Here is a 25,572-nt window from a genome sequence, read left to right as displayed (position 1 = left end):
TCACCGGCCCAGCCGCCGCGCGACGGCGACGCCGGCCGCACATACCGCGACGATCGCGCCGAGCGCCAGCGCGCGCGTGGCGCCGAGGCTCGCCGTCGCGCCGGTGCGGTGCGCTTCGTCGCCGAACGCACCGCGCGTCGCATGCCGGCCCGGTACGCTTTCCCACAGGTTCGACGCGCGCGGGCCGGCCGGCTCGGCGCGCTGCTGGGCGCGCACGGCCGTCTGCGCGAGATAGCGATCGAAGCAGCCCGGCGCGATTCCGTTCGCGACGATCGCGGCCAGCGACGACCAGCCGACCCAGCGCTCGCGGGTCGGATGACGTGCGGCCCGCACGATCGCGTCGGCCGCGACTTCCGGCGCGTAGACCGGTGCGACCGGCCGCGGCTCGCGCGGCAGCATCGATTCGGCCCAGTCGAACTGCGGCGTGTCGATCGCAGGCAGCTGCACCATCGTCACGTGCACGCGGCTGTGCGCATGCAGCAGCTCGCAGCGCAGCGCGTCGGTGAAGCCGCGGATCGCATGCTTCGCGCCGCAGTAAGGCGCCTGCAACGGAATCGATCGATACGCGAGCGCCGAGCCGACCTGCACGATCGTGCCGCGATTGCGCGCGGACATCCGCGCGAGCGCCGCGCGCGTGCCGTAGACGCAGCCGAGATAGGTCACTTCGGTCACCCGCGCGAAGTCTTCCGGCGAGATCTCGTCGAACGGCGCGAACACGGTCGCCATCGCATTGTTGACCCACACGTCGAGCGGGCCGAGTTCGGTTTCGATCCGCGAGGCCGCCGCGTCGAGTGCGGCCGCATCGGCGACATCGACGGCGATCGGCAGCGCGCGCACGCCGTACGCGCGCACTTCGCTCGCGGTGTCGTCCAGCGCGCCCGGATCGCGCGCGAGCAGCGCGACGTCCGCACCGCGCCGCGCGAACGCGTGGGCGGTCGCACGGCCGACGCCGGCGCTCGCGCCGGTGATCGCGACGGTCTTCATGGGGTGTCCTCCCGATGTGCACGGCAGCCGCGCCTGTCGCCGCCTTCGTCGTGCGCGGACGGCGCGCCGCCACGCGATCGCCGTAGCAAGCGCCATGCCGCAGCCGGCCGGGGCGCGCGTTCCGTTCACGCGCGAGCGATGCGCGCCCGAAATTACAACGGGGCTGTAACGCGCGAGGCGGCGCGTGCGCTCCGTGCGGAGCACGCAGGTTCGCGCCCTGCGCGCACGGAAATTGCTGCGGCGCGTGTCGTTGTCGTCCTTTCGCCGAATCGGCAAGGAGTCGTGTTGCGGGTCCCGCTTATCCTCAGCGTGCGCCGTGTCGCGCCGGCGTGCGTGCTCGTGCCGGCCGCCGCGCAGGCGGCGGGCGCGCCGCTGCCGCTCGCGTACGTCGCGCATGCGGCCGGGCCCGCCGCGCAGCCGGTGTTCGTGCTCGGCTGGGCGCTGCTCGCGCTCTGCACGGGCGTGTGCGTCGTGATCGCGGCCCTGCTCGCGTTCGCGCTATTCCACCGGCGCGCGCGGCCGCTCGGTCATGGCGACGGCCTGCGCTTCGTCGCGGTGGGCAGCGCGATATCGACCGTGCTGCTGTTCGGCGCGCTCGTCTACATGCTGCGCGTGCTCGGCGCGGTCGCGTACCCGCCGCGCCCGCCCGCGCTGACGGTCGCCGTGACCGCGCAAGACTGGTGGTGGGCGGTCCGCTATCCGGGCGACGACGGCTTCGTCACCGCGAACGAAATCCATATCCCGACCGGCGAGCCCGTCGCGGTCGAACTGAAGAGCGCCGACGTGATTCACGCGTTCTGGGTGCCGCAACTCGCCGGCAAGACGCAGACGATTCCCGGCCAGACCAACCGCCAGTGGCTGCAGGCCGACCGGCCGGGCGTCTATCGCGGCCAATGCTCGCAGTACTGCGGCGCGCAGCATGCGCACATGGCGTTCGAAGTCGTCGCCGAGCCGCCCGCCGCCTTTCGTGCATGGCTCGACGCGCAGCGCCAGCCCGCGCCGCCGCCCGGCACGGCGGCCGAGCGGCACGGCCAGCATGTGTTCGGCGCGCGCTGCGCGGCGTGCCATACGGTGCGCGGCACCGATGCGGCCGGCGCTGCGGGCCCCGACCTCACGCATCTCGCGTCGCGCCGGCTGCTCGCGGCCGGCACGCTCGACAACACGCCGGACAACCTGCGCCGCTGGATCGCGCACGCGCAGCAGCTCAAGCCGCAGACGCTGATGCCGTCGATCGCGCTCGCGCCGCGCGATGCCGACGATCTCGCCGCGTATCTCGCGACGCTGCACTGAACGGAGGAAGCCGATGGCCACCGTCCACGACACGCGCCCCCCGCCGCTCGATCGCGTGCCGGACCTCGGCGAGGCGCCGCCCGGCTCGCCGCACGAGCGCGCACTCGCCGAACTGTGGGAATCCGCGCCGGGCTGGCGCGGCTGGCTCGGCACCGTCGACCACAAGCGGATCGGGCTGCGCTACATCGTCACCGCGTTCGCGTTCCTGCTGCTCGGCGGCGTCGAGGCGCTGGTGATGCGCATCCAGCTCGCGCGGCCGAACGCGACGCTGCTCACGCCCGCGCAGTACGACGCGCTGTTCACGATGCACGGCGTCACGATGATCTTCCTGTACGCGCTGCCGGTGCTGTCGGGCTTCGCGAACTACCTGTGGCCGCTGATGCTCGGCTCGCGCGACATGGCGTTTCCGCGGCTGAACGCGTTCTCGTACTGGGCGTTCCTGTTCGCGGGCGTGTTCCTGTACGCGAGCTTCCCGCTCGGCGCGGTGCCCGACGGCGGCTGGTTCAACTATGTGCCGCTCACGTCGCTCGACTACAGCGCCGGCGCGAACATCGACATCTATGCGCTCGGGATGATCCTGCTCGGCATCTCGACGACGGGCGGCGCCGCGAACTTCGTCGTGACGCTGCTGCGCATGCGCGCGCACGGCATGTCGATCGACCGGCTGCCGATCATCGTGTGGGGCACGCTGACGGCGTCGGTCGCGAACCTCGTCGCGGTGCCGTCGGTGAGCCTCGCGTTCTTCCTGCTGTGGCTCGACCGCAATGCCGGCACGCATTTCTTCGACGTCGCGCACGACGGCCGGCCGCTGCTGTGGCAGCACCTGTTCTGGATGTTCGCGCATCCGTGGGTGTACGTGGTCGTCCTGCCGGCGATGGGCATCGTGTCGGATGCGCTGCCGACCTTCTGCCGGCGGCCGCTGGTCGCGTACGAGGCCGTCGCGGTGTCGACCGTCGCGACGATGCTGATCGGCTTCGAGGTCTGGGTGCACCACATGTTCGCGACCGGCATCGCGCCGCTCGCGCTCGCGTTCTTCGGCGCGGCGAGCATGCTGATCTCGATTCCGAGCGCGGTCGCCGTGTTCGCGTGGCTCGCGACGATCTGGACCGGCCGCCCGGTGTTCCGCACGCCGTTCCTGTACTTCGCGGGCTTCGTGCTGATGTTCGTGATCGGCGGCGTGTCGGGCGTGATGACGGCGGCCGTGCCGCTCGACTGGCAACTGACCGACACCTACTTCGTGGTCGCGCACCTGCACTACGTGCTGCTCGGCATCAACGTGTTCCCGGTGCTCGGCGGCATCGCCTACTGGTTTCCGAAATTCACCGGGCGGATGATGAACGAGCGTTTCGGCCGCGCAACCTTCTGGGTCGTGCTGATCGGCTTCAACCTCGGCTTCTTTCCGATGCACGTGTCGGGCCTGCTCGGGATGCCGCGCCGCATCTATACCTATCCGTCGGGCATGGGCTGGGACACGTCGAACCTGCTGACGACGATCGGCTCGTTCGTGTTCGGCGCGGGCATCCTGATGTTCGTCGCGAACGCGCTGGTCAGCGCGCGGCGCGGCGTGCGCGCCGGCGAAAACCCGTGGGGCGCGGCCGGCCTCGAATGGTCGGTCGCGTCGCCGGCGCCGGTCTACAACTTCGCGGCGCTGCCGCTCGTCGCGTCGCGTCATCCGCTGTGGGAAACGCGCGACGATGCGCAGCGCAGCAGCGTGCGGATCGGCTACCGGCTCGCGGACGGCCGCGAGGCGCTGGCGGTCACGCCGCTCGCGGCGACCCCGAGCGCGATCCTCAAGATGCCCGACGACACCTGCGTGCCGTTCGTGCTCGCGCTGCTGGCAACCGGCGTGTTCGCGGCGATGCTGGTGCGCTCGCCCGCCCTGGTCGCGCTGTTCACGGCCGGCTGCGCGGTCGCGCTCGTCGCCTGGCTGTGGCCGCGCCTTGCGCTCGGGCAGCGCGCGCCGGCGCCGACGCTCGCGCCCGCGGACGAGCCTGCGCCGCACGCGTCGGAGCCGGCCGCGCCGCAGTGGTCGCCCGCCGTGCCGGCCCCCTGCGTCGCGCCGCTGCCCGTCGGCAGTTACGGCGAACGCGCGGGCGGCTGGTGGGGCGTAATGACGCTGATCGCGACCGAGGCCGGGCTGTTCGGCTATCTGCTGTTCTGCTATTTCTACCTGCAGTCGCAATCGGCCGCGCCATGGCCGCCCGAAGGCATGCCGAAGATCGGGCTCGCGGCCGCCAACACGGCCGTGCTGCTGTCGAGCAGCGTGTTCGTATGGCTCGCCGAACGCGCGGTGCGGGCCGGCCGGCGCCCGCGCGCGGTCGCCGCGCTGGCGGTTGCGCTCGCGCTCGGCATTGCGTTCGCGCTGGTCCAGCTGCACGAATGGCGCGACCATCCGTACGGGCCGACCGCGCACCTGTACGGCAGCCTCTATTTCACGATCACGGGCTTTCACCTCGCGCACGTCGTCGCGGGGCTCGTGATCCTCGCGCTGCTCGCCGGCTGGACGGCCGCCGGCTTCTTCGACCGCCGGCGGCGCGTCGCGCTGACGGTCGGCGCGCTCTACTGGCACTTCGTCGACTTCGTCTGGCTGTTCATCTTCACCGCGCTGTACGTGTCGCCGTACTGGCTCAGGAGGCCCGGATGAACCGCACCGGCCGCGCGCCTGTCCCGCTGCTCGCGATCGCCGCCGGGCTCGTCGGCGCGCCCGCGCTGTGGTTCGCGCAGATGCTCGCGTCCGAAACGCTCGCCTCGACGGCCTGCTATCCGCTCGGCGTCGCGCAGGTCTTGCCGCGCTGGGCACACGTCGGTGCGTGGCTCGCGCTGATCGCCGCCGGCGCATTCGCGATCGCGGCCGCCTGCGCCGCGTGGCTCGCGCGCACCTGGCGGCGCTCGCACGACGACGAAGCGCATGCGAGCACACGCGAGAGCAGTACGCGGTTTCTCGCCCGTTGCGGGATGCTCGCCGGGCTCGGCTTCGTCGTTGGCCTCGTGTTTACGGGCATCGTCACCGGTTTCGTGGGGCCGTGCAGTCCATGGCGCTGATCTGGTTCGCATCGTGTCGTGTTCCTCGGCGTCGCATCGCGCTGGCGGCGGCGCTGATGCTGGGCGTCGCGCTCGCGGGCTGCGACCGCCCCGCCGACCGCAGCGACAGCGACGCGATGCCGGACGCGGCATCGTCCGCATCCGCGCCGGCCGCGGACGAATCCGCGTCCGGATGGCATTTCACGCGAATACGCGAGGCGCTGTCCGCTTCATCGGCGGCGGCGAGCGCGTCGATGTCGGCCCGCGCGGCGCGCGACCCGCGGCTTTCGCAACCGCACGATCGCGCGTCGTCCGCCGCGTCGGACGCTGCCGCTTCGGCCGTTTCGCCGCCTTCGGCCGTATCGCCCGCACTGCCCGACGCCGCGTCGCAGGCCCGCCGCCCGGTCGTCGCCGCGGCCGCCGCGGACGCCGACGCCGCCACGATCGAGCGCGGTCGCTACCTGGCGCGCGCCGGCGACTGCTCGGCCTGCCACGACGCCGCCGACCACACGCCGTATGCGGGCGGCCAGCCGGTGAACTCGCCGTTCGGGCCGATCTATGCGCCGAACATCACGCCGGATCCGACCCACGGCATCGGCCACTACACGCTGCAACAGTTCGACGCCGCGCTGCGCCGCGGCGTGCGCGCGGACGGCAGCCGGTTGTATCCGGCGATGCCGTACCCGTCGTTCGCACGACTGAGCGACGACGACGTGCGTGCGCTCTATGCGTATTTCATGCGCGGCGTCGCGCCGTCGCCCAACGCGGCGCGCCTGACGCAACTGCCGTTTCCGTTCGACCAGCGCTGGGCGCTCGCCCTGTGGAGTCTCGTCTTCGCGAATCGCGACCGCTTCGCGCCGTCGCTGTCGCAGTCCGCGCAATGGAATCGCGGCGCGTACCTCGTGCAGGGGCTCGGTCATTGCGGCGCATGTCATACGCCGCGCGGGCCGGCCTACAACGAGCGCGGCTACGACGAACGCGCGCCGGCGTTCCTGACCGGCGGCATCAACGACCACTGGTTCGCGCCGAACCTGACCGGCGCGGACACCGACGGCCTCGGCCGCTGGTCGGCCGACGACATCGCCGCGTTCCTGCGCGACGGCCATGCGCCGCGCAGCGCGGTGTTCGGCGCGATGGCGCCGGTGGTCGGCGAAAGCACCGCGCTGCTCACCGATGCCGACCGCCTTGCGATCGCCGCCTACCTGAAATCGCTGCCGGCCCGGCCGACCGCCGCGACGAACCCGCTCGGCGTCGGCGTCGCACGGCTGACGGCCGCCGGCCCGCGTCCGGAGGGCGGCCAGCAGGCGCCGGGCGCCGGCGTCTACGCGGGATTCTGCGCACGCTGCCACGGCGCGGACGGCGCCGGCACGCCCGATCGCGGGCCGCCGCTCGCGGGCAATCCGGTCGTGCTCGCCGCCGATCCGACCAGTGCAATCCGCATCGTCGTCGAAGGCGCGCGGCCCGCGCCGGGCAGCACCGGCCCGGTGCGACGCATGCCCGCGATGCGCGGCACGCTGACGAGCGACGAGATCGCGGCGGTCGTCAGCTATGTGCGCGGCGCGTGGAGCAATCGTGCGGCGCCCGTATCGACGCAGGATGTCAGGCGATTGCGCGCGGCCATCCATCGGTAACGCCCGACGGTGCTCGCGGCCCGCTTCCGCCGCCGGCGCGATTTGTTAAATAGCTTGAGGAGCCGACCGCCAGCCCGCGCTTTGCCTTACCATCGCGCAGCATCCCGATGCCGGATACGGCCGGCCGCGACTGTCGAAGGTGCGCGACCGTTGTTTTTCAGGCGCTCGAACCGAGCGCGGACTTCATTCGAACGATACGGACGATCATGTTCCAGTCACCCGGAGATTCTTTCGTCGGCGGCTCGCTGCTCGGCCTGTGCGTCGAAGTGCCGCTCGCCGTGCTCATTTCGCTGGCGATGCACGGCGTGGACTGGAACGGGCAGCGGATCGCGCTGCTCGTCGCGGCGCCCGTGCTGACCGCATGCCTGTTCCTGCTGACACGCCCGGTCGCCCTCAGCACCGTCTGGAAGCACAAGCGTTCGCCGTACGTGCTCGACGACAACGTCCGCGCGTCGATTTACGGCCGGCTGTCGGGCATCGTGCTCGGCTGGGGCTTCGGCATCATGGTCGCGACGACCTTTTCCTGACCCTGACGACGCGGGCGACGGGCGGGGCCTGCCTCCGTCCGGCGCGTCGCCCCGCCGCCGCGCACCGCGACCTCACGCGTCGCGCAGCACGATATCCCAGACCGTATGGCACATCTGCCCGGGCAGCGCGAGCGCACGCAGCGTCAGCCGGTCGCCCTGCACGATCGTGAACCGCACGGCGTTCGGCACCGGCAGCGCATGCACGAAGCCGTTGTGTTCGAGTTGGACATACGGCGCCGACGGCTGCCCGCTCAGATGCGACAGGCACAGGTCGATCACCGCGCGCTCGCGCGTCACCGTCAGCTCGATTTCGTGCGACGCCCATCCGGTCAGCGAGCAATTCTGCGGATGACGGAACGACGGACCTGCGGCGAGGCGCGGCACATTCGCGAGCACGTCCTCGCGCGCGGCGACGACGGGCAGCCCGATCGCGGCAAAGCGTTCGGCATGCAGCGCATCGAGCGTCGCCGGCTGGTTGCGCGCGCCGGCTTCGGGCGCCAGCGCGAGCGCGTGTCCCGACGCGATCGCGTGCGTCGCATGGCGTGCGAGATAGCGCCAGCGGTTCAGGTAGCGCACGTCGTTGGTCATGTGCAGCCCGCGCACCGGCGTACCGCGATATTCGAACACGACGCGCCCGCTGCCCGCTTCCTGCTGCTCGTGAAGCCCCCACTTCGACACGAAGTTCTGTTCGCAGCCGATCAGCCGCACGTGTCCGAGCGCGCCCCACATGTGCAGGAAGGTCGTGTCGAGCCCGTAGATCGCGTTGAAGTCCCGGCCGATCCGGCCGATCTGCTCGTGAACGTGCTGCGCGAACCGCGCCCACGCGGTGCGGCCGCCCACCACGAGGCCGGCCTGCAGCGCATGACCGAAGCGGTCGATCACGTCGTCGACACACTGGCGCGTCAGCTCGGCCTTGCGTTCGCCGACGATCGGATCCGTCACGAACGCGCAGAAGTGCGCATCCGGTGCGACATGCAGGCAGTCGTCGTCGGGCACGACGTCGAACAGGTCGAAGCGCGGCCCCGGGAACCAGATGTCCGCATCGTAGAGCGCGAGCGTATGCAGTTCCGGGCTCGTGTCGAAGATCGCCGCCGCGGACACGTATCGATCCCATGGCAGCTCGCCCACGCCCACCGCCGTATAGACTTCGACGCCGCTCGCCAGCAGCCGCTGCTGCTTGTCCGGCGACAGGCCGTAGCCGATCACGCCGATGCGGCCGCGGTAGTCGGTCGCGCGCAGCGACACGATGAACGGAATCACCATCTCGTACCAGGCCTGCGTATTGTTGTCGATGGCCAGTGCGATCAGGTGGCGGCGGTCGGTCTCGTTGTTGTCGGACATGCGTGGTCTGTGTGGTCAGCCGATCGGCGCCGCGCATCGCGCGTCACTCAATCGTATTACGAATCAATTGGACATTGCCCCCGTGCGACATGCGTGGTCCGACCGCACGCGCAATCCGATTGTAATGGAGCCGGGTGGAAATTCGTCGGCGATCGGTGTTTCCCCCCGCACGCAGACGGCGATTCGCCGATATGCTCGTTACCGCGAGCGCCGCATGCGCACGCTTGCGTCACCGAAAGAATGTGACGCGGCCACGCCCAACCCCCGACGGAGAACCCTGACGATGGACCACGCGCAGTACTTCAACCAGAGCGCGCTGCAGGCCGCGAACCTGCGCCTGCACTACCTGTCGCAGCTGTTGCGCGAGCAGACGGGCTCGGTCGTGCAATACGGGATCCTGCGCGGCTTCACGGTCGGCGCCAGCCAGTGGGCGGAAGTCGCAACCGGCGCATACCTGCTCGGCACGTACGAGATCGGCGTGTGCGCGATTCTCGATGCGATCGCGTCGCCGCAGAAGGTGCTCGTCGATCTCGGCGCGGCGGACGGGATCTTCGGCATCGGACTGGTCGCCACCGGCCGGTTCGCGCGCAGCCTCTGTTTCGAAATGGACGAATCGCGCCGCCACGCGATCGCGCGCCGTGCGGCCGAGCTCGGTCTGGCGGAAAAGGTCGCCGTGTACGGCAAGGCCGACCGCGAACTGCCGGCGATCCTCGATGCGGACGGTGGCGATCCGGCCGCACGGGTCGTGCTGTGCGACATCGAGGGCGCGGAATTCGAGCTGTTCGACGATGCGCTGCTCGAGAAGCTGTCGGCCGGCCACGTCATCATCGAGATTCACGACTTCCTGCTCGCCGATCCCGAGCGCGCCGCGCGCGCGTTCGACGAACTGCGCGAACGGGCGGCCCGGCATTTTCACGTGTACGAGATTCGCGACGGGTTGCGCGACATGCGCGACATCCCGCTGCTGCGCCACTGGTCGGACTGGGATACGTGGCTGCTGTGCGTCGAGGCGCGCTACCGGATGATGCGCTGGCTGTGGCTCGAACCGAAGTCGCAGCCGCGCCGCACCGACGACGACATCGACCGCCTGATGCTCGGTTACCAGCGGCGGATCTTCAGCGTGTGATGCCCGGCAGGTCCGCGGGTGCCCCCGCGTCCGGGTAAAAACCGTAGGGGGCCGCCCGCGCGGGCGGTGGACTACGGTCGTATCCATGACCGACCATGGGTCCGGGTTGCGTTGATGCCGCTATGGTCGACCTGTCTCGCGGCACCGCCCGGTCTGAGTTTCCCAGGAAGATGACGGAAGGCGCGGCGTCGCCGCCGCACCGCTTCGCACGCCTGTCGATGCCGTCCGGTGTCCGTCCCGCCGGAACGCGCGCACGATTCCCGTTCGCCGTGCGGCCCCCTTGCGCAGTCAGTGCACGATGCCGACCAGCGTCGGCAGCAGCACGCGATACACGTGGATCAGCGCCGGCCCCAGCAGCACGCCCATTAGCGCCGGAAACACGCAGAAGATCAGCGGAAACAGCAGCTTCAGCGCGATCTTTGCCGCGCGTTCCTCCGCGCGCATCCGGCGCCGCGTGCGCAGCATGTCCGACAGCACGCGCAGCGATTCGGCGACGCTGGTGCCGAAGCGGTCCGCCTGGATCAGCATCGTGCAGAACGATTCGACATCCTCGACGCCGGTGCGTAGCGCGAGGTTGCGCAGCGCCGTCTCCTTCGTGAACCCCGAGCGCATCTCGAGCAGCAGCAACGCGAGTTCGCTCGCGACCACCGCGCTGCGGAAATGCAGTTCGTCGCTGACCTTCATCAGGGCTGCATCGAGCCCCAGCCCCGCTTCAACGCAGACCGTCAGAAGGTCGAGCGCGTCGGGGAAATCCTCGAAGATCGCGCGCTGGCGCGCCGCGATCCGCCGCGCCAGCATCACGTTCGGCACATAGTTGCCGATCGCGGCCAGCACCACGAGGATCACCGACAGCAGCACGCGCTGATCCGCGAGCCGCGTCGTGATCAGCGACAGCAGCGCGACGCATGGCAGCGCGAGCGCGCACACCGTCTTCGCGGTGTAATAGAGGGCTGGCGCGCCGGGATCGCGCCAGCCGGCATTCATCAGCCGAATCAGCAGCGGCGAGTTCTCCCAGCCCTCCTTCGGCACCGACAGCTTCGAGATCGGCTTCGACATCTGCACGAGCTTCGCGACCCATTCGGATGCGGGCTCGCCGCCGTCGCCCGCGCCAATGCCGACGCTGGCGCCGCCGGCCTGCTGGATGCGCCGCTGCATGCCGCGGGGCGCGAGCAGCAGCATCGCGGCCAGCACGCCGCCCGCCACGCCTACGAACAGGCCGCCCAGCATCACGAGCTGCAATACGTTCAGGTTTTGCATGACCGCTCCTCGATCGGTTCGTCAAAGGTCCGGCGCGTCACACGCGAATCCGGATGATCCGGCGCATCCAGAACAGGCCGAAGACCATCGATACCAGCATCGTGCCGGTCATCCGGACCCCGGCCGGGTCCTCCCACAGCACGGACAGGAAATCGCGGTTCAGCAGCGCCATCAGCGCCGCGGTGCCGAACGGCAGCAGCCCGAGTATCCATGCCGACAGCCGTCCTTCCGCCGACAGCACGCGCACCTTGTCGAACAGCTTGAAGCGCTCGCGTATCAACCCGGCGATGCTGTCGAGCAGTTCGGCCAGGTTGCCGCCCGTCTCGCGCTGGATCAGCACCGCGATCACGAAGTAGCGCAGGTCCTGCACCGGCACGCGTGTCGCGAGATTCATCAACGCATCGTGCAGCGACACGCCGTAGTTGATCTCGTCGAACGTGATCCGGAACTCGCCGCCCATCGGTTCCGGAAACTCCTCGCCGACCATCCCGAGCGCCCCCGTGAACGCATGGCCCGAACGCAGCGCGCGGGCGATCATGTCGCACACGTCGGGCAGTTGTCGCTGCAGCTTGCGCATTCGCGCGGCGCGGCGGCGCATCACGCGCAGCACCGGCAGGCACGCGGACGGCAGCGCAAGCAGCAGCACGGCGGGCAGCGGCAGCGCGGTGAAGCTCAGCACCAGCCACGCGAGCGGCGGCAGCATCACGCTGAGCGCGATCAGCTTCGCGACCGACCAGTCGAGCCCCGACTGCTGCAGCAGCAGGTCGATCGACTTCACGCGCGGCATGCGCAGCAGCAGGCGGTCGAACGGCTTCGACTCGTCGAGCATCCGTTGCTTCAGGATCGACAGCCGCTCCTGCTGCACCTGCCCGCCGGCCGACATCGCGCGGATGCGCGACTCGATCCGGCGCGCGGCGGTGCCGTGCCGCGCGCTCCACCATTGATACGCGCCTTCGATCGCAAGCACGACCGCGACGAAGGTCAGGATCACAAAACCGTAGAAGATCGAGTTCATGAGCGCTCCTCGGGATCGAACGGTGGCGCGTCGTCAAGGCGCGTCGTAGCGATGCGACGGGTCGTACAGCGCATCGGGCAGGTGGATGCCGAACGCCTGCAGCCGCTCGACGAACTTCGGCCGCACGCCGGTCGCGCAGAAATGGCCACGCACCGTGCCGTCCCGGTCCACGCCGGTGCGCTTGAACGTGAAGATCTCCTGCATGTTGATGATGTCGCCTTCCATCCCGGTCAGTTCCTGGATGCTGACGATCTTGCGCTTGCCGTCGGTCAACCGCGCCGCCTGCACCACCACCGAGATCGCCGATGCGATCTGCTGGCGCATCGTCTTCGGCGGCAGCGACAGGCCTGCGATGCTGATCATGTTCTCGAGCCGCGTCAGCGCATCGCGCGGCGTGTTCGCGTGGATCGTCGCGAGCGAGCCTTCGTGGCCGGTGTTCATCGCGTTGAGCATGTCGAGCGCTTCCGCGCCGCGCACTTCGCCGAGAATGATGCGGTCCGGCCGCATCCGCAGCGCGTTGCGCACCAGGGTGCGCTGCGTGATCTCGCCGCGTCCCTCGATGTTCGGCGGCCGCGTCTCGAGCCGCAGCACGTGCGGCTGCTGAAGCTGCAGCTCGGCTGCGTCCTCGATCGTCACGATCCGTTCGCTCTTCGGAATGAAGCCGGACAGGATGTTCAGCAGCGTCGTCTTGCCGCTGCCGGTGCCACCCGACACCAGCACGTTGATCTTTGCGCGCGACAACGCGTCGAGCAGTTCCGCCATCGGCGGCGTGAGGCTCTGGTAGCGAACCAGGTCGGCCATCGTCAGCGGATTGACCGCGAAGCGGCGAATCGACATCAGCGGGCCGTCGATCGCCGACGGCGGGATGATCACGTTCACGCGCGAGCCGTCCGGCAGCCGCGCATCGACCATCGGGCTCGATTCGTCGATGCGGCGCCCGACGCGCGACACGATCTTCTCGATCACCTTCATCAGATGCGCGTCGTCGTAGAAGGTCAGGTCAGTCAGTTCGAGCTGGCCGCCGCGCTCGACATACACCTGCCGGTAGGTGTTCACCAGAATGTCCGAGATGCCGGGGTCGCGCAGCAGCGCCTCGATCGGGCCGAAGCCGAACATCTCGTCGTAGACGTCGATCGCGAGCTGGCGCCGTTCGATATCGTTCGCGGGCAGCCGTTCCTCGTCGAGGATGCGCGAGATCAGCGCCGCGATTTCCTGTCGCACCTGCTCCTTCGGCAAGCGCGACAGGCGCTCCAGCTCGACGCGTTCGAGCACGGCCGCGTGGATGTCGCGGCGCAGCTTCTGGTACGCGTCGCGCATCGACGCATGTGTGGCGCCGGCCGGTTCGCCGGACGGCTGCACCCGTTGCAAGGACATCTGTTCGCGCAATGACATGATGGACTCCCCGTCACACTCACATGGACTTCAGCTTCGGCGCGGCGCCGCGGCCGAACAGCCGGGCGATCAGCGGCTCGGTGCGGGCCGCGCCGCGGGCGTGGCGCGCATCGCCTTCGACGATCTGCTTCGCGCAGGCCTGCAATGCGCGCGTGACCGCCGCACCGCGCGCGATCCGCGACACCGGATGCCCCTGGTTGATCGCTTCGAGCACCGTGTCGGCGTCGTCCGGGATCGTGTGCGCCGCCTGCATGCCAAGCACGTCCTCGAGCGCGGCGCGCGTGCGCTCGCTCGCGCGCGTCGCGCGGTTCACGACGAGGCTGATCCGGTCGGTCGAATAGCCGAGCGACACGAGGATCTCGAGCAGCCGGCGCCCCGCGCGCACGTGCGGCATCGCCGGCTGCAGCACGAGCTGGAGCTGGTCGCTGCGGTCGAGCGCGACCATCGACAGCGCATCGATCGCCACGCCGACGTCGAAGATCACGAAGTCGTAGCGTGGCGACGCGACGCCGAGCACCCATTCGAGCGCATCCTCGTGCATCTCGGCCGCCTTGACCGGATCGCCGGCGCCCGCCAGCACATGGAAGTTCTCCGTCACGCGCGCGACGCTCGCGTCGAGAAACGCACCGTCGAGGCGTTCGAGCTGCGCGCACAGCGCCGGCAGGGTCGACGGCGGCGTTTCGTCGCTGACGAGAAACGCCGCATCGGCGAACTGCTGGCTCAGGTCGATCAGCAGCACGCGGCGCCCGAATCCTTCGGCGATCTCGTAGCCGACGTTGCTGGCGGCGAAGCTCGTGCCCGCGCCGCCCTTGCAGGACAGGAACGACACGATTCGCGTGTCGCCGCTGTCGCGCCGCGTGCTTTGCGCGGCCGCGCGTTCGAGCGCCCTGCCGAGCGCCGCCGGATCGATCGGCCACTGCAGCACATCGCGCGCGCCGGCGCGCATCGCGTCCAGCAGCAGATGCGGCGACGCGTCCGCGGTCACGAGGATGCAGGTCAGGCCGAGATGCAGCCGGCAGATCCGCTCGATTGCCGCCAGCTCGACCGCGTCGAGCGACGCGCCGTCGATCAGCACGATGTCGAACGCGTCGAGCCCGTCGGTGCGATGCTCGATCTGCGACGGACGCCCGGCCGCGCGCGTCGCGCGATAGCGCCCACTGTCGGCGACGAGGCGCGCAATCTGCGTGAGCCGCACGGTATCGTCGGAAGCCACGAGGATGTTGATCATGACGGGTGCCCTGTCGGTTCGATTGTTGGCAAGCCGCGCCGGCCTGCACGCCGTCCGTCGGCCGCGCGGCGGCACACGCCGCGCTGCGCGGCTCCCGGACGGCGTGCGGCGCCGGACATGGCGGTCTCCCTGAGCGCGCGGTCGCTACTGGCCGGACTTGCCGACGCCGATCACGAACGCATCGGACTTCGTCTCGACCTGCCGGAACGACTTGTCGTAGTTGTCGAGCGCGGCAGCGGCCGCGTTGCCGTCGACACCGGGCACGGACGGCGCGTGTTCCGCCGCATGCGGATCGATGATCTGCGCGCGCGTCACGGTGCGGACCGATTCGCCGAAGCGGCTGTCCCATACCGGCGACGACGACATGCAGCCGGCAAGCGCGAAGGACAGCGGCACGGCCAGCGTCGCGCGGCGCGCGAAAGCGAGGTAGGTGGATTTCATGAGCTTCCCCTTGAATGGCTTCAACGATCGGTGGCGCCAGCGCCAGCGCGGGCGACTTGCTGCGCGTGCGCGGCCGTCGGCGTGCGGTGCCGGATCCGGGCGGCCGGCGCGTCCCGCGGGTCTGGGCCGGCCGCCGCAAGGCGTGCGGCATCGGCTTCGATCCGTGTGATGCGCGCCGCGCTGGTGTCGCCGGCCGATCGCGGCGCGATGGCCATCGGCGACGGTGCGGGCGTGTCGACCGGCGCGACACTCGCCACCGGCGTCGGCGCCTTCGGCGGCTCCGCGGGCGTCGACGGCCGCGCATCGTCCGGCTGCGGCATGCGCGCAGCGGGCAGCGCCGCGGCCGGCCCGGCCGGCGCATCCGACTGCGGGGCCGGTGCAGGCACCGGCGACTGCGGCGCGGGCATCGCACCGTCCACGGCTTCGGCGCCCTGCCTGCGCACGCCGCGACGGCCTTCCATGTTGCCCGTCGCATAGACGTCGGCCTCGTTCGGCTTCGAGAAGCTGTCGGTCGGCAGCGGCACGTCGGCGATCTGCATCGGCTTCACCAGGTGCGGCGTGATCAGGAAGATCAGCTCGGTGCGATCCTGCTGGAACGACGTGCTGCGAAACAGCGCGCCGAGCACCGGCACCTCGCCGACGCCGGGAATCGCCTTCAGCGCGCCGGTCACGTTGTCCTTGATCAGCCCGCCGATCGCGAACGACTCGCCGTCGTTCATCTGCACGGTCGTCGATGCGCGCCGCGTCGTGATCAGCGGCAGGATCGACGCGCCGCTGACATTGGTCGCACTGAGCGTGACGCCCGTCGACGACAGCTCCGACACCTCCGGCGCGACCTTCAGGCTGATCCGGCCGTTTGCCAGCACGGTCGGCGTGAACTTCAGCGCGACGCCGAACTCCTCTTCCTGCAGCGTGATCGTCGTCGCGTTGCCGCCGCTGCTCTGCGGCACCGGGATGAAGATCTTGCCGCCGGCGAGGAAGGTCGCCTCCTGGCCGCTGATCGTCACGAGATTCGGTTCGGCGAGGATCTTCACGAGGTTGTCGGTATTCTGCGCATCGGCCGCGATCTGGAACGGGCGCCTGTTCGACTTGCTCACCGCGATCCCGCTCGCGACGCCCGCGAGCAGGTTGCTGACGAGCGCGCCGCTCCACGAGCCGAAGCCGCCCTGGATATTGAACGCCGAGCCGAGCTGGTTGATCAGCGTCTTCGATACCTCGGCGACCTTCACCTCGAGCATCACCTGCTGCGGCGAGGTCACGCTCAGCATGTTGAGCACGCCGCTGCCGGGCTTGCCGCCGGCGTCGCCCGAGCCGGCGCTGTCGCCATAGGCGCGCGCGATCGCGACTGCCTGCTGCGCGGCCTGCGAATTCGACACCGAGCCGGCCAGCACGATCGTGCCGGCGGCCGTCGACACATGGATGTCGCGCTCATTCGGCATCAACTGCTGCAGCGATGTCTGCAGGCCGCCGGCATCCGCGCCGACCGCCACGTCGATCACGCGGCATGCGCCGCTGCGGCCCTGCACGATCATGTTGGTCGTGCCGACCGACAGCCCGAGGATGTACAGCGTCTGCGGCGATACCATGGTCGCCTGCGCGACGGCCGGATTGCCGATCGTCCGGTTGCGCACCGGTTCCGGCATCGGCACCAGCAGCGACTTGCCGAGCGGCACGCTGACGCTCGACGACTCGCGCACCGCGCCGACGCAGTTCGGCCCGCGCATCGGCCCGCTCGATGCGGCGGGTGCCGCCGGCTGCGGCGCCATGCTGATCGTCATCTGCAGCGGCCCCTTGGCGAGCGCGGCCGGCGCGCTTGCGCCGCCCTTCGTCAGCGCAGCCGCCTCGACGCCTTCCTGCGCGAGCGCACCATACACGCTCAGCCATCCGAAGCCGACGATCGCGGCCATCATCGTGCCGTGCGCGACGCGGTTGCGCATCGGGCCGGTCTCCCAACGTTGCGATTTGATCTTCATTTCGTCTGATCCCCCGAGTGTCCGGCGCTGTGCCGGTGATCGCCGTCCACGACCGCCCTGCGTCGCAGACGGTCGATCCGTTTATTCGGTCATGCCGTTGCGCGTCAGAAGCATTCGACGCTGCCCTTCACGCCCGCGAGCACGCCGATGCAGTCGCGGCGCGCTTCCGGCACGGCCCGCGACACCACGTGCATCGTGCGCACGTGCGCCGGCGCGGGCGGCGCATCGGGCACGGGCGCCTTGCCGAGCAGCGTCAGCTTGGTCGCGCCGTCGGTGTTCAGCGTCTGCTTGTCGATCTGGTTGCGCAGCACGAGCGACAAGGTGCCGACGCTGCGCGCGAGGTCGAGCCGCTCGGCCTGGTCGGGCGTGACTTCGAGCGTCACCGCATTGACAACCTTAGGCGCGGTATCGTCACGGCTGACCTGCTGCGCGACGGCGAGCACGAGGATGTGCTCCAGCACGATCTTGGAGATGCTCTGCCCGTCGCTCTTGCCCTGCTGCGCCTGCGTGTTGACGATCACGTCGACGTAGTTGCCCGGCAGCGCGAAGCCCGCGACGCCGACCACGTCGTTCACGCGCACCGTGATCGCGCGGCTGCCTTCGGCGATGACCGCGGACAGCCCGCCCTTGGTGCCGACCGGCGCGAGCTTCGACTCGATCACGGGCTCGCCGCGCGCGAGACTCGTGCGCACGACGCGCCCGTCGAGTTCCTTCGGATCGGTGAACGCGCCCGGCGGCACGCTGCCCGTCGGCCAGCTGACCGTATGCACCTGGTTCGGCCCGAGCGGCTCGCCCAGGTTCAGGTCGGTGGCCGCCACCGCGATCGGCGTGACCGAACTGGTGGACGTCTGGACCAGCCAGCGGGAGGCGAACACGACCGCGGCGAACCCCGCGATCATCGCGATGACCAGCATCATGACTGCGCGACTGATTTTCATGGCAATGCTCCTCGACGAATCGGTAACGGGGCGGTTCAACCGGATGCCAGCGTGCGGCCGATGCGCTCGATCGGTGGCGGGTGGCTGCCGTCCCGTTCGGGCGCCACGCCGAAATAGTTCGCCCACGCGTCGTGCAGCGCGTCGTGCGTCACTTCGGACGGACCGCCGTGATAGCGCGCGCGGGCCGCGACCAGCCGCAGCAGGTCCTCCGGCAGGCACGCGAGAAACGCCTTGCCGGTCGGCAAATGCAACCGGTGCAGCAGATAGTCGAATGCTTCGCACGTCGACACGAGGCCGAGCGACGCGCAGGCTGCGTCGAACACCGCGCGGTAGTCGTCGATCGACAGCGGGCCGACGTACAGCTTCGAGCCGAGCCGGCGCAGGAACGCTTCGTCGCCGAACTGCTCCGGCGCCGCGTTGCTCGAAAACACCGGCCACACGTCGAACGGCAGCATGAAGCGGCTGCCCGAATCGAGCGTCAGCAAATCGACGCCGCGATCGAGCGGGCGCAGCCAGCGGTTGAGCAGGTCGCGTGCGTCGATTCGCTGGCGACCGAGATCGTCGACGACGTACATCCCCATGTTCGCCTTCATGTGCGGCGGCGCCTGGTAGAAGCCCTCGACGTCATCGCGACGCAGGTCGAGCTCGTCGAGCGTCAGCTCGCCGCCGGACGTCACGACGGGCCGCGCGCACAGGCGCCAGCGGCGATCGAACGACCGGCCGCCCGACTGCGGCGCCGCGTCGACATGCACGAGCGGGTCATGGACCTGGATCACCGCGCCGCCCGCGCAAATCGCATGCGGCACCGGCACGACGCCGTGCATCAGCGCGCCGAGCCGCTCGGCAAAGAAGCTCTTGCCGCTGCCGGCCGGACCGTGGATCAGCAGCGGGCGGCCCGCGTTCAGCGCCGCGGCCGCCGCATCGACGAGCGCCGCATCGATCACGACGCCGTCGAACGCGCGGCGTGCATCGTCGTGCGTGATGCGCAGCTTGCGCACCGAATGCGCGGCGACGACTTCGACATATGCGTCGAGCGTCACCGGCGCGGGCCCGCAGTAGCCGCCGCGCGCCCGTTCCTCGAGCGCGCGCACGCGCCCCGTTTCGGTCAGGCGCAGCGACACGTCGAGATCCGTCGCGCCACGACGCGCGATCTCGACCAGATGCTCGCGGACCAGGAAAGCCAGCACGTCGTCGAGCACCGCCAGCGGCAGGCAATGACGTTCGACCAGCTCACCGTAGGTCGCGCGACCGTGCATCAGCATCGACTTGAGCACGAGCCCCGCGACGAACGTCGGGCTCAGTCCGGTTTCGTCGAGCGTGCGCGGCGCTGCCGGCCATTGCGAGCCGGGCTTCGCATGTGCTTCGCGCGATGGCGCCGGATCGGGCAGATGCGCAATCCGTGCGTCGTGGGGCAGCTCGGTGTAGTTGATGTCCATGATCGCTCCGTCGTCGTGGCCGGGACGCCGTTCTATGCGCCCGACACGAGCAGCATGCCCAGCGTGCCCGCCGCGATCGCCACGCCATATGGCAGCGTGCCGACCGACTCGAACGGACCGTGCCCGTCGGCTGTCGCCGCGCGCGGCCGGCCCGGGCGGCGCATGATCAGCGCGCGCACGTTCGCCGCCATCTGGCGCAGCCGGCCGTGCGCAATCGCGAAGCCGACGGCGCCGATACCGCCGAGCACGAACGCGGCCAGCACGATGCGGAACGCCATCGCCGGTCCGACCCATGCGCCGACCGCAAGCATCAGCTTCACGTCGCCGGCCGCCATCCCGCGCAGCAGGTAAAACGGCAGCAGCAGCCCGAAGCCGGTCGCCGCGCCGGCCAGCCATCCGGCCGTGCCCGCCGCGACGCCATGCAGCGCGCACTGCGCGATCAGTGCGCCCGCGAGCCCGACCGCGACGACACGGTTCGGAATGCGCCGGCTCGCGAGGTCCGTGCTCGCCGCGACGATTGCCAGCAACGTCACGCACAACGGGACCGGATAAGGTAGCGCAGCGGTCAGCATGGAGAACCTCGCATGTTCATTCAGCGTTAAATCAAAGAACCAGCGTCAACGCGGCCGTCACCGCATCCGCGATCGCCTGGTACGTATCGACCAGCGCACCCTTCAGGGCAACCACGCTGGCGATCGCGACGACGGCGAGCATCGCCGCAAGCAATGCATATTCGATCGACGTCACGCCCTGCTCGTCGCAGCGCCACCGTCTGGCGGTTTGCCTCTCGCGTTGCATGCCGACCTCCGATTCCAGGTGCGCAACCAGACCAGGGACGGGCTCGCAGACTGCCGCCGTGCGAGTCGTCCACCGTTCCGTCCGTCGAATTTCCGTAACCGCCGCGTCCGGTTCCGCTTCGACTGCGGTTCCGGATACCGGCCGATCGCCAGCAGCGCGGACGACATCCGCATCCAACCGCTGCGATGGATCGCGTGGCGACGACGAACGGTCCGGACGAACCCTTCGTCGCCAGCCGATCCATCGCGCTATACCGCTCCATTCAGATCGTCGGCGATCGTGCTGAACACGGTCTTCAGATCCGTGCCGATGGTCGACAGCGCGGCGATGATTCCCACTGCGATCAGCGCGGCAATCAGGCCGTATTCGATGGCCGTCACCCCGTCTTCGTCGCGAACGAAACGGCGCACATCAAGCATGAACTTGGACATGACAATTCTCCTTTGCACTACTATCAAATGACCCTGGCCTGGATCGACGCAGGGAGTGGGTACCGCGGGCACTACGAAAGGACGAGAGCGCGACGCTCAGCGCCACCGGCAACGGTGTGCGCAGTTGCCCATGCGGGCGGATTCGATGGAGACGGGACGCAGGCGATGCACGTACGCTTCGACCGGCCGCAGCGGGCGGCCTGCACGAACGGTGCCGATGCCGTTCGCCATACGTGTTGCCCATGCACGGGAGACGGTCTCCCGGCAATTCTTCAGCACGCTGCTGCAGCGGCGCGCAAGCCGCGATGTGCGCTGGTCTTTCATTTTTATTCCCCGTAACTCGGTCTTGCTGATCTTATTGACCGGACGATGCCGGTTCCTGGCCGATCGACGGTAACGCCGACGTTTTCCCGACCCGGAGTCACGCTTTCCCCGACGTGCCCCAGTCTTCGTTTCCGCGGTCATGCCGCCATCCGGTTGTTTGTATCGGTACCGCAAACCGGCCGGTCATCACCCCGTCGACTGCCATGCCGTCGCTTAGGCAAGGAGCGGGCCAGCTCGACGAACCGCCCGTTTATTTCGGGGTTCGGCGATTGCCAGGGGCCCGCTGCAACGGACGCCTCTCGCGAAATGTTTCAATTTTGATATCGCCCGTGCGCGTCATGTCACCGCGTCGCCGTGCCCGGCACCGCCCCACGCAAGACTGAAAACTATTTTCTCGGGATTTTCCCGGACGCCGCCCTTTGCCCGGATTTCGCAGCATTGACATATTTCCCGGCCGCGTCCCTCGCGAAATGTTTCAGGTCGGAAACACGACATCGCGCGGCAGCGGCCTTTTCCCGCGAAACCGGCCGTTTTCAACCCGTTGCTCACGCATCGACATCGCGCGTTTCGCGAGCGCGGTTTGCGTCGTCTGACTTTTTCTCCAACAATGCATTCACCGGACCGCGCAGTGCATCGCGACGAGATCCGGACATACGACAACAAAAGATGGCTGCACCGACCACGCAGCCTCCACCGAATACGGGGCATCATGTACACACAAAATCGCGAAACGCGCCGTCATACGATACGGTGTGCTGAATGGCTGACCGCGGACCGGATCGTCCCGTACAGCTGCATCATGCTGGCGCTTTGCCTGTCCTTGCTGCTGGCCTGGGGGTACGTGACGGAAGGTTTTACGTCGAACGTCACGTCGCGCCCGGGCACCGACTTCTCGGTCTTCTGGACCGTCTCGAATCTCGTGTTGCACGGCCAAGCCGCATCGGCCTACGACGCGTCTGCCCTGTTCCAGGCGGAGTATGCGGAGTTCGGCGCGTATCTGCGCCATCACTCGCTGCCGTGGCTCTACCCACCGACGATGTTGCTGTTCGTCGCGCCTGTCGCCCTCGTGCCCTTTCTGCCCGCTTATCTGCTCTTTTTCGCGGGCAGCCTTTTATGCTACGCGCATGCAGTCCCACGCCTGTCCGGGCTGCATGCGCATCTGCGCGTACCGCGCGCCGCCGCGCTCGTCGTGCTCGCGTACTCTGGCGTGTTCCTGTCCGCATCGTTCGGCCAGAACAGCATCCTGACCGCCGGCATCGCGGCGCTCGCGCTTCATCATCTCGAGCGGCGCCCGACGATCGCGGGCGTGCTGATCGGCCTGCTCGCGATCAAGCCGCAGATGGCGATCCTGTTTCCGTTCGTGCTGATCGCGACACGCGAATGGCGCGCGTTCATCGCCGCGGCGCTGACGACGGCGCTGTTTGCCGCGGCCGGCGTTGCGCTGACCGGTACGGTCGCGCTGCATGGTTTGCTCGATGCGATGTCGACGGTACGCAACCAGCACTTCGTGCTCCCCGGATACTGGTTCGCGTCGCCGACGCCGTTCGCCGCGCTCCGGCTCGCCGGTGCATCGCTGCCGGTCGCGTTGGCCGTGCAGGCGATGATCGCGCTGCTTGCCGTCGTCGCCGCCGTCGACGTCTGGCGCCGTACGCAGGACCGGCGCCTGCGCGGCGCGGTGCTGGCAATCTCGACGCTGCTGTCGACGCCGTATCTGTGGGGCTACGAGTTGCCCTGGCTCGGCATCGCGGTGTTCTGCCTGATCGCGTACGGCCTCGACCAAGGCTGGTTGCCCGGCGACCAGGGGGCGATCGTGCTCGCGTGGCTGCTGCCGTTCTACGAGATGTTCAATCCGCTGTTCAAGCTGCCGCAGATCGGGCCGGCCGTGCTGCTGACCCTGCTGTTCGTCGTCGTGCGCCGCGCGTCGCGCGTGGCCCGCCACGCGCGATGAAGGCGCATCATCCCGCCCGGCCAGGACATCCGGTCGTCGCTCCGCATCCGGCATTGCCGGTCGCGGGCCCGCGTCGCCGGCCGCACTGGCTGACCGGCGCGCGCGTGCGCCTCTATGCCGGTGGCGTGCTGCTCACCGAACTGCTGTTCGTCGGCATCTACGTCGCGCGCGTGATCCTGCACCACGCCGGCGCGCCGGAGCCGCTCGCGCAGGACTTCTCGCCGGTCTGGAGCGCCGCGCGGCTCGCGGCACACGGACACGCGCTCGACGCATGGCGTTTCCCGGCGCTGTTCGCGGTCCAGAAACTCGCGATACCGACGATGAACCCCGCCGACGGCATCCTGCCGTGGCTTTATCCGCCGAGCATGCTGCTGTTCGTGTTGCCGCTCGGCTGGCTGCCGTATGCGCTGGCCGCCGTGCTGTGGCTCGGCGCCACGTATGCGCTGTTCGCCGCCACGGTCCGCGGCATCGCGCGGCACGCGCTCGCGCTGCCCTGCGCGCTCGCCTTTCCCGGCGCGTTCCTGACCGTCGTCGGCGGGCAAACCAGCCTGCTCACTGCGTCGCTGGCCGGGCTCGGCCTGCTGCTGCTGCGACGCCGGCCGATCGCCGCCGGCGTCTGCCTCGGCCTGCTGACGATGAAACCCCAGCTGTCGATCCTGTTCCCGCTCGCGCTGCTGTGCGCCGGACAATCGCGCGCGCTGGCCGCATGGGCCGCGACGATCGCCTGCGTCGTCGCGCTGTCGGCGCTGGCATTCGGCACCGGCACCTGGATCGCATTCGCACACGGCGTCCACGACGCCTATCAGATCGTGCTCACCGGCCAGGCGAAGCTCTCCCGCATGCCGACCGTCTTCGCGATGGCGACGCTGGCAGGCTGGCCGGCCGCCGTCGCCCGCGCGCTGCAGCTGCTGTCGGCTGCCGGCGCGGCGCTCGCCGTGCTCTATACGTGGCGCGCCAACGGCTCATACGCGCTGCGCGCCGCGACCGTCACCTGCGCGTGCTTGCTGGTCAGCCCTTACCTGTACGACTACGACCTGACGTGGTACGGCATCGTGATCGCGTGGTATGCGCGCCACGCCGGCGAGCACGGCTGGCGACGCTTCGATCGCGAATGGCTGGCGCTGATGTGGGCGATGCCGCTCGGCGGCTTCCTGCTCGTTCCGTATCTGTCGTTCCAGCTGATGCCGATCGTCACGCTCGCGTCGCTCGTCCTGCTGGTTGCGCGCGTCGCCCGCGAGCGACGCGATGCGCCGGTGCTGCCCGACGCAGGCGACGATCCCGACGAGATCGACTTTACGCGCCCGTTCAGGACGCGCCGCCGCGCCGTGCCCGCACCACGCCGCGACGAACACCCGCTGCCGCGCGGGCATCATCATTAAAGCGGCGCTCTCAGGGGAACTGTCATGCGGATTCCATTTCACACGCCGCTCGTCTCGCTGGTCGTGCCGTTCTACAACGAAGGAGAAGCCGTCGAGCGCTTCTTCGACGTCGTGATGCCGCTGATGGCGGCGATCGACGCGATCCGCTTCGAAGTCGTCTGCGTGAACGACGGCAGCCGCGACGACACGCTCGAACGCCTGGTTGCGATCGCCACGCACGACCGTCGCGTGCGCGTGATCGACCTGACGCGCAACTTCGGCAAGGAGGCGGCGTTGACGGCCGGCCTCGACGAAGCGCTCGGCGACGCGGTCATCCCGCTCGATGCGGACCTGCAGGATCCGCCAGGCCTGATCCCGACGATGATCGATCACTGGCGCGACGGCGCCGAGGTCGTCGCCGCGAAGCGCAGCAACCGCGCGTGCGATTCGTTTGCGAAACGCACCGCGGCCGCGCTCTACTACCGCGTGCACAACCTGCTGTCCGACGTGAAGCTGCCGGAGAACGTCGGCGATTTCCGGCTGATGGACCGCAAGGTCGTCAACGCGCTGCGCAGCCTGCCCGAACGGCATCGCTTCATGAAGGGGCTGTTCGCGTGGGTCGGCTACCGGACGGTGATCGTCGAATATCAGCGCGATCCGCGCAGCGCCGGGCACTCGAAGTTCTCGGGCTGGAAGCTGTGGAATTTCGCGCTCGAAGGCATCACGAGCTTCAGCACGCTGCCGCTGCGCTGCTGGACCTACATCGGCACCGGTATCGCCGCGGTCGCATTCCTGTACGGCGCGTTCGTCGTCGGCCGCACGCTGTTGTTCGGCAATCCGGTGCCCGGCTATGCATCGTTGATCTCGGCGATGCTGTTTATCGGCGGCATCGAGCTGGTCGGCATCGGCGTCGTCGGCGAATACGTCGGCCGGATCTACGACGAATCGAAGCAGCGGCCGGTCTACCTCGTGCGTCGCCGCTACCAGACGCACAGCAAGGTCAGCGAACTGCCGGTCGCGCGCGATGCGCGACGCCATCCCGCGCAAGGCCGCGCCGATGTCGCGCGCCGGCGTGCACCGCAGACACGCGCCCGGATCGCGGCGCGCTGAGCG

The 25,572-nt window shown here is 69.4% G+C and carries 23 protein-coding genes; 9 read left to right on the top strand and 14 right to left on the bottom strand.

The features are described from left to right. Complete coding sequence (locus WS57_RS15890; protein ID WP_069244530.1) at positions 1-984, bottom strand: SDR family oxidoreductase; 984 nt, start codon at positions 982-984, stop codon at positions 1-3. Positions 985-1,269: 285 nt separating this feature from the next. On the opposite strand from WS57_RS15890, the gene coxB reads away from it, so the two are divergent. The 5 genes from coxB to WS57_RS15865 all read left to right on the top strand — a co-directional run bounded on the left by coxB (position 1,270) and on the right by WS57_RS15865 (position 7,453). Further along, the gene (coxB, locus tag WS57_RS15885; RefSeq protein ID WP_059517881.1) at positions 1,270-2,274 is read left to right on the top strand and encodes a cytochrome c oxidase subunit II; all 1,005 of its coding nucleotides are present in this window, start codon (positions 1,270-1,272) and stop codon (positions 2,272-2,274) included. A 13-nt stretch (positions 2,275-2,287) separates the two neighbouring features. Then, complete coding sequence (gene ctaD, locus WS57_RS15880) at positions 2,288-4,918, top strand: cytochrome c oxidase subunit I (protein ID WP_059517879.1); 2,631 nt, start codon at positions 2,288-2,290, stop codon at positions 4,916-4,918. After that, a complete protein-coding gene (locus tag WS57_RS15875) occupies positions 4,915-5,316 on the top strand; it encodes a hypothetical protein (RefSeq protein WP_059517877.1) in 402 nt (133 codons plus the stop codon). Before ctaD ends, WS57_RS15875 begins: the two co-directional genes overlap by 4 nt. Then, the gene (locus WS57_RS15870) at positions 5,307-6,926 is read left to right on the top strand and encodes a cytochrome c (RefSeq protein ID WP_059517875.1); all 1,620 of its coding nucleotides are present in this window, start codon (positions 5,307-5,309) and stop codon (positions 6,924-6,926) included. Before WS57_RS15875 ends, WS57_RS15870 begins: the two co-directional genes overlap by 10 nt. Positions 6,927-7,132: 206 nt before the next feature. Further along, on the top strand, positions 7,133-7,453 hold the full coding sequence (locus WS57_RS15865; RefSeq protein WP_059517873.1) for a hypothetical protein: 321 nt from the start codon (positions 7,133-7,135) through the stop codon (positions 7,451-7,453). A gap of 72 nt (positions 7,454-7,525) precedes the next feature. Here the strand turns inward: WS57_RS15865 and WS57_RS15860 are convergent, their stop codons facing one another. Then, positions 7,526-8,794: a hypothetical protein gene (locus WS57_RS15860; RefSeq protein ID WP_009695222.1), complete on the bottom strand. Its 1,269-nt coding sequence runs from the start codon at positions 8,792-8,794 to the stop codon at positions 7,526-7,528. 283 nt (positions 8,795-9,077) lie between these two features. On the opposite strand from WS57_RS15860, the gene WS57_RS15855 reads away from it, so the two are divergent. Beyond that, complete coding sequence (locus WS57_RS15855) at positions 9,078-9,920, top strand: hypothetical protein (RefSeq protein ID WP_009695221.1); 843 nt, start codon at positions 9,078-9,080, stop codon at positions 9,918-9,920. A 288-nt stretch (positions 9,921-10,208) separates the two neighbouring features. Here the strand turns inward: WS57_RS15855 and WS57_RS15850 are convergent, their stop codons facing one another. The 12 genes from WS57_RS15850 to WS57_RS37100 all read right to left on the bottom strand — a co-directional run bounded on the left by WS57_RS15850 (position 10,209) and on the right by WS57_RS37100 (position 21,153). Further along, positions 10,209-11,177, bottom strand: coding sequence for a type II secretion system F family protein (locus WS57_RS15850; protein WP_038455808.1), 969 nt, complete (start codon positions 11,175-11,177; stop codon positions 10,209-10,211). A 37-nt stretch (positions 11,178-11,214) separates the two neighbouring features. After that, a complete protein-coding gene (locus WS57_RS15845; RefSeq protein WP_009695218.1) occupies positions 11,215-12,192 on the bottom strand; it encodes a type II secretion system F family protein in 978 nt (325 codons plus the stop codon). 33 nt (positions 12,193-12,225) lie between these two features. After that, positions 12,226-13,584, bottom strand: a complete 1,359-nt coding sequence (locus tag WS57_RS15840) for a CpaF family protein (RefSeq protein ID WP_038455807.1) — start codon at positions 13,582-13,584, stop codon at positions 12,226-12,228. Positions 13,585-13,603: 19 nt separating this feature from the next. Next, entirely contained in the window at positions 13,604-14,812 is a 1,209-nt protein-coding gene (locus tag WS57_RS15835; protein ID WP_009695215.1) for an AAA family ATPase, read from the bottom strand. 144 nt (positions 14,813-14,956) lie between these two features. Then, the gene (locus tag WS57_RS15830) at positions 14,957-15,253 is read right to left on the bottom strand and encodes a hypothetical protein (protein WP_059517871.1); all 297 of its coding nucleotides are present in this window, start codon (positions 15,251-15,253) and stop codon (positions 14,957-14,959) included. 20 nt (positions 15,254-15,273) lie between these two features. Next, positions 15,274-17,226 carry a type II and III secretion system protein family protein gene (locus tag WS57_RS15825; RefSeq protein ID WP_069244529.1) on the bottom strand — a complete coding sequence of 651 codons (1,953 nt, stop codon included), beginning with the start codon at positions 17,224-17,226 and terminating at the stop codon, positions 15,274-15,276. Positions 17,227-17,330: 104 nt separating this feature from the next. Continuing rightward, on the bottom strand, positions 17,331-18,164 hold the full coding sequence (gene cpaB / locus WS57_RS15820; protein ID WP_009690339.1) for a Flp pilus assembly protein CpaB: 834 nt from the start codon (positions 18,162-18,164) through the stop codon (positions 17,331-17,333). Positions 18,165-18,199: 35 nt separating this feature from the next. Continuing rightward, on the bottom strand, positions 18,200-19,600 hold the full coding sequence (locus WS57_RS15815; protein WP_059517868.1) for a hypothetical protein: 1,401 nt from the start codon (positions 19,598-19,600) through the stop codon (positions 18,200-18,202). A 32-nt stretch (positions 19,601-19,632) separates the two neighbouring features. Further along, positions 19,633-20,172, bottom strand: a complete 540-nt coding sequence (locus WS57_RS15810; protein WP_059517866.1) for an A24 family peptidase — start codon at positions 20,170-20,172, stop codon at positions 19,633-19,635. Between the two features lie 31 nt (positions 20,173-20,203). Beyond that, positions 20,204-20,398: a Flp family type IVb pilin gene (locus tag WS57_RS15805; protein WP_038455801.1), complete on the bottom strand. Its 195-nt coding sequence runs from the start codon at positions 20,396-20,398 to the stop codon at positions 20,204-20,206. 248 nt (positions 20,399-20,646) lie between these two features. Next, positions 20,647-20,829 (bottom strand): Flp family type IVb pilin, encoded by a 183-nt coding sequence (locus WS57_RS15800; RefSeq protein ID WP_009690335.1) that lies wholly within the window; start codon positions 20,827-20,829, stop codon positions 20,647-20,649. A gap of 96 nt (positions 20,830-20,925) precedes the next feature. Continuing rightward, positions 20,926-21,153: a hypothetical protein gene (locus WS57_RS37100; protein WP_144397696.1), complete on the bottom strand. Its 228-nt coding sequence runs from the start codon at positions 21,151-21,153 to the stop codon at positions 20,926-20,928. 709 nt (positions 21,154-21,862) lie between these two features. On the opposite strand from WS57_RS37100, the gene WS57_RS15795 reads away from it, so the two are divergent. The 3 genes from WS57_RS15795 to WS57_RS15785 are packed head-to-tail and all read left to right on the top strand — an operon-like array spanning position 21,863 to position 25,569. After that, positions 21,863-23,101: a glycosyltransferase family 87 protein gene (locus WS57_RS15795; protein ID WP_009690333.1), complete on the top strand. Its 1,239-nt coding sequence runs from the start codon at positions 21,863-21,865 to the stop codon at positions 23,099-23,101. Continuing rightward, a complete protein-coding gene (locus WS57_RS15790) occupies positions 23,098-24,480 on the top strand; it encodes a glycosyltransferase family 87 protein (RefSeq protein WP_052102149.1) in 1,383 nt (460 codons plus the stop codon). Before WS57_RS15795 ends, WS57_RS15790 begins: the two co-directional genes overlap by 4 nt. 24 nt (positions 24,481-24,504) lie before the next feature. Continuing rightward, entirely contained in the window at positions 24,505-25,569 is a 1,065-nt protein-coding gene (locus tag WS57_RS15785) for a glycosyltransferase family 2 protein (protein WP_059517864.1), read from the top strand. The last annotated feature ends 3 nt before the right edge of the window (positions 25,570-25,572 follow it).

The sequence above is a fragment of the Burkholderia pseudomultivorans genome (assembly GCF_001718415.1).
Taxonomy (GTDB): Bacteria; Pseudomonadota; Gammaproteobacteria; order Burkholderiales; family Burkholderiaceae; genus Burkholderia; species Burkholderia pseudomultivorans_A.
This window is presented reverse-complemented; position numbering and strand designations above follow the sequence as displayed.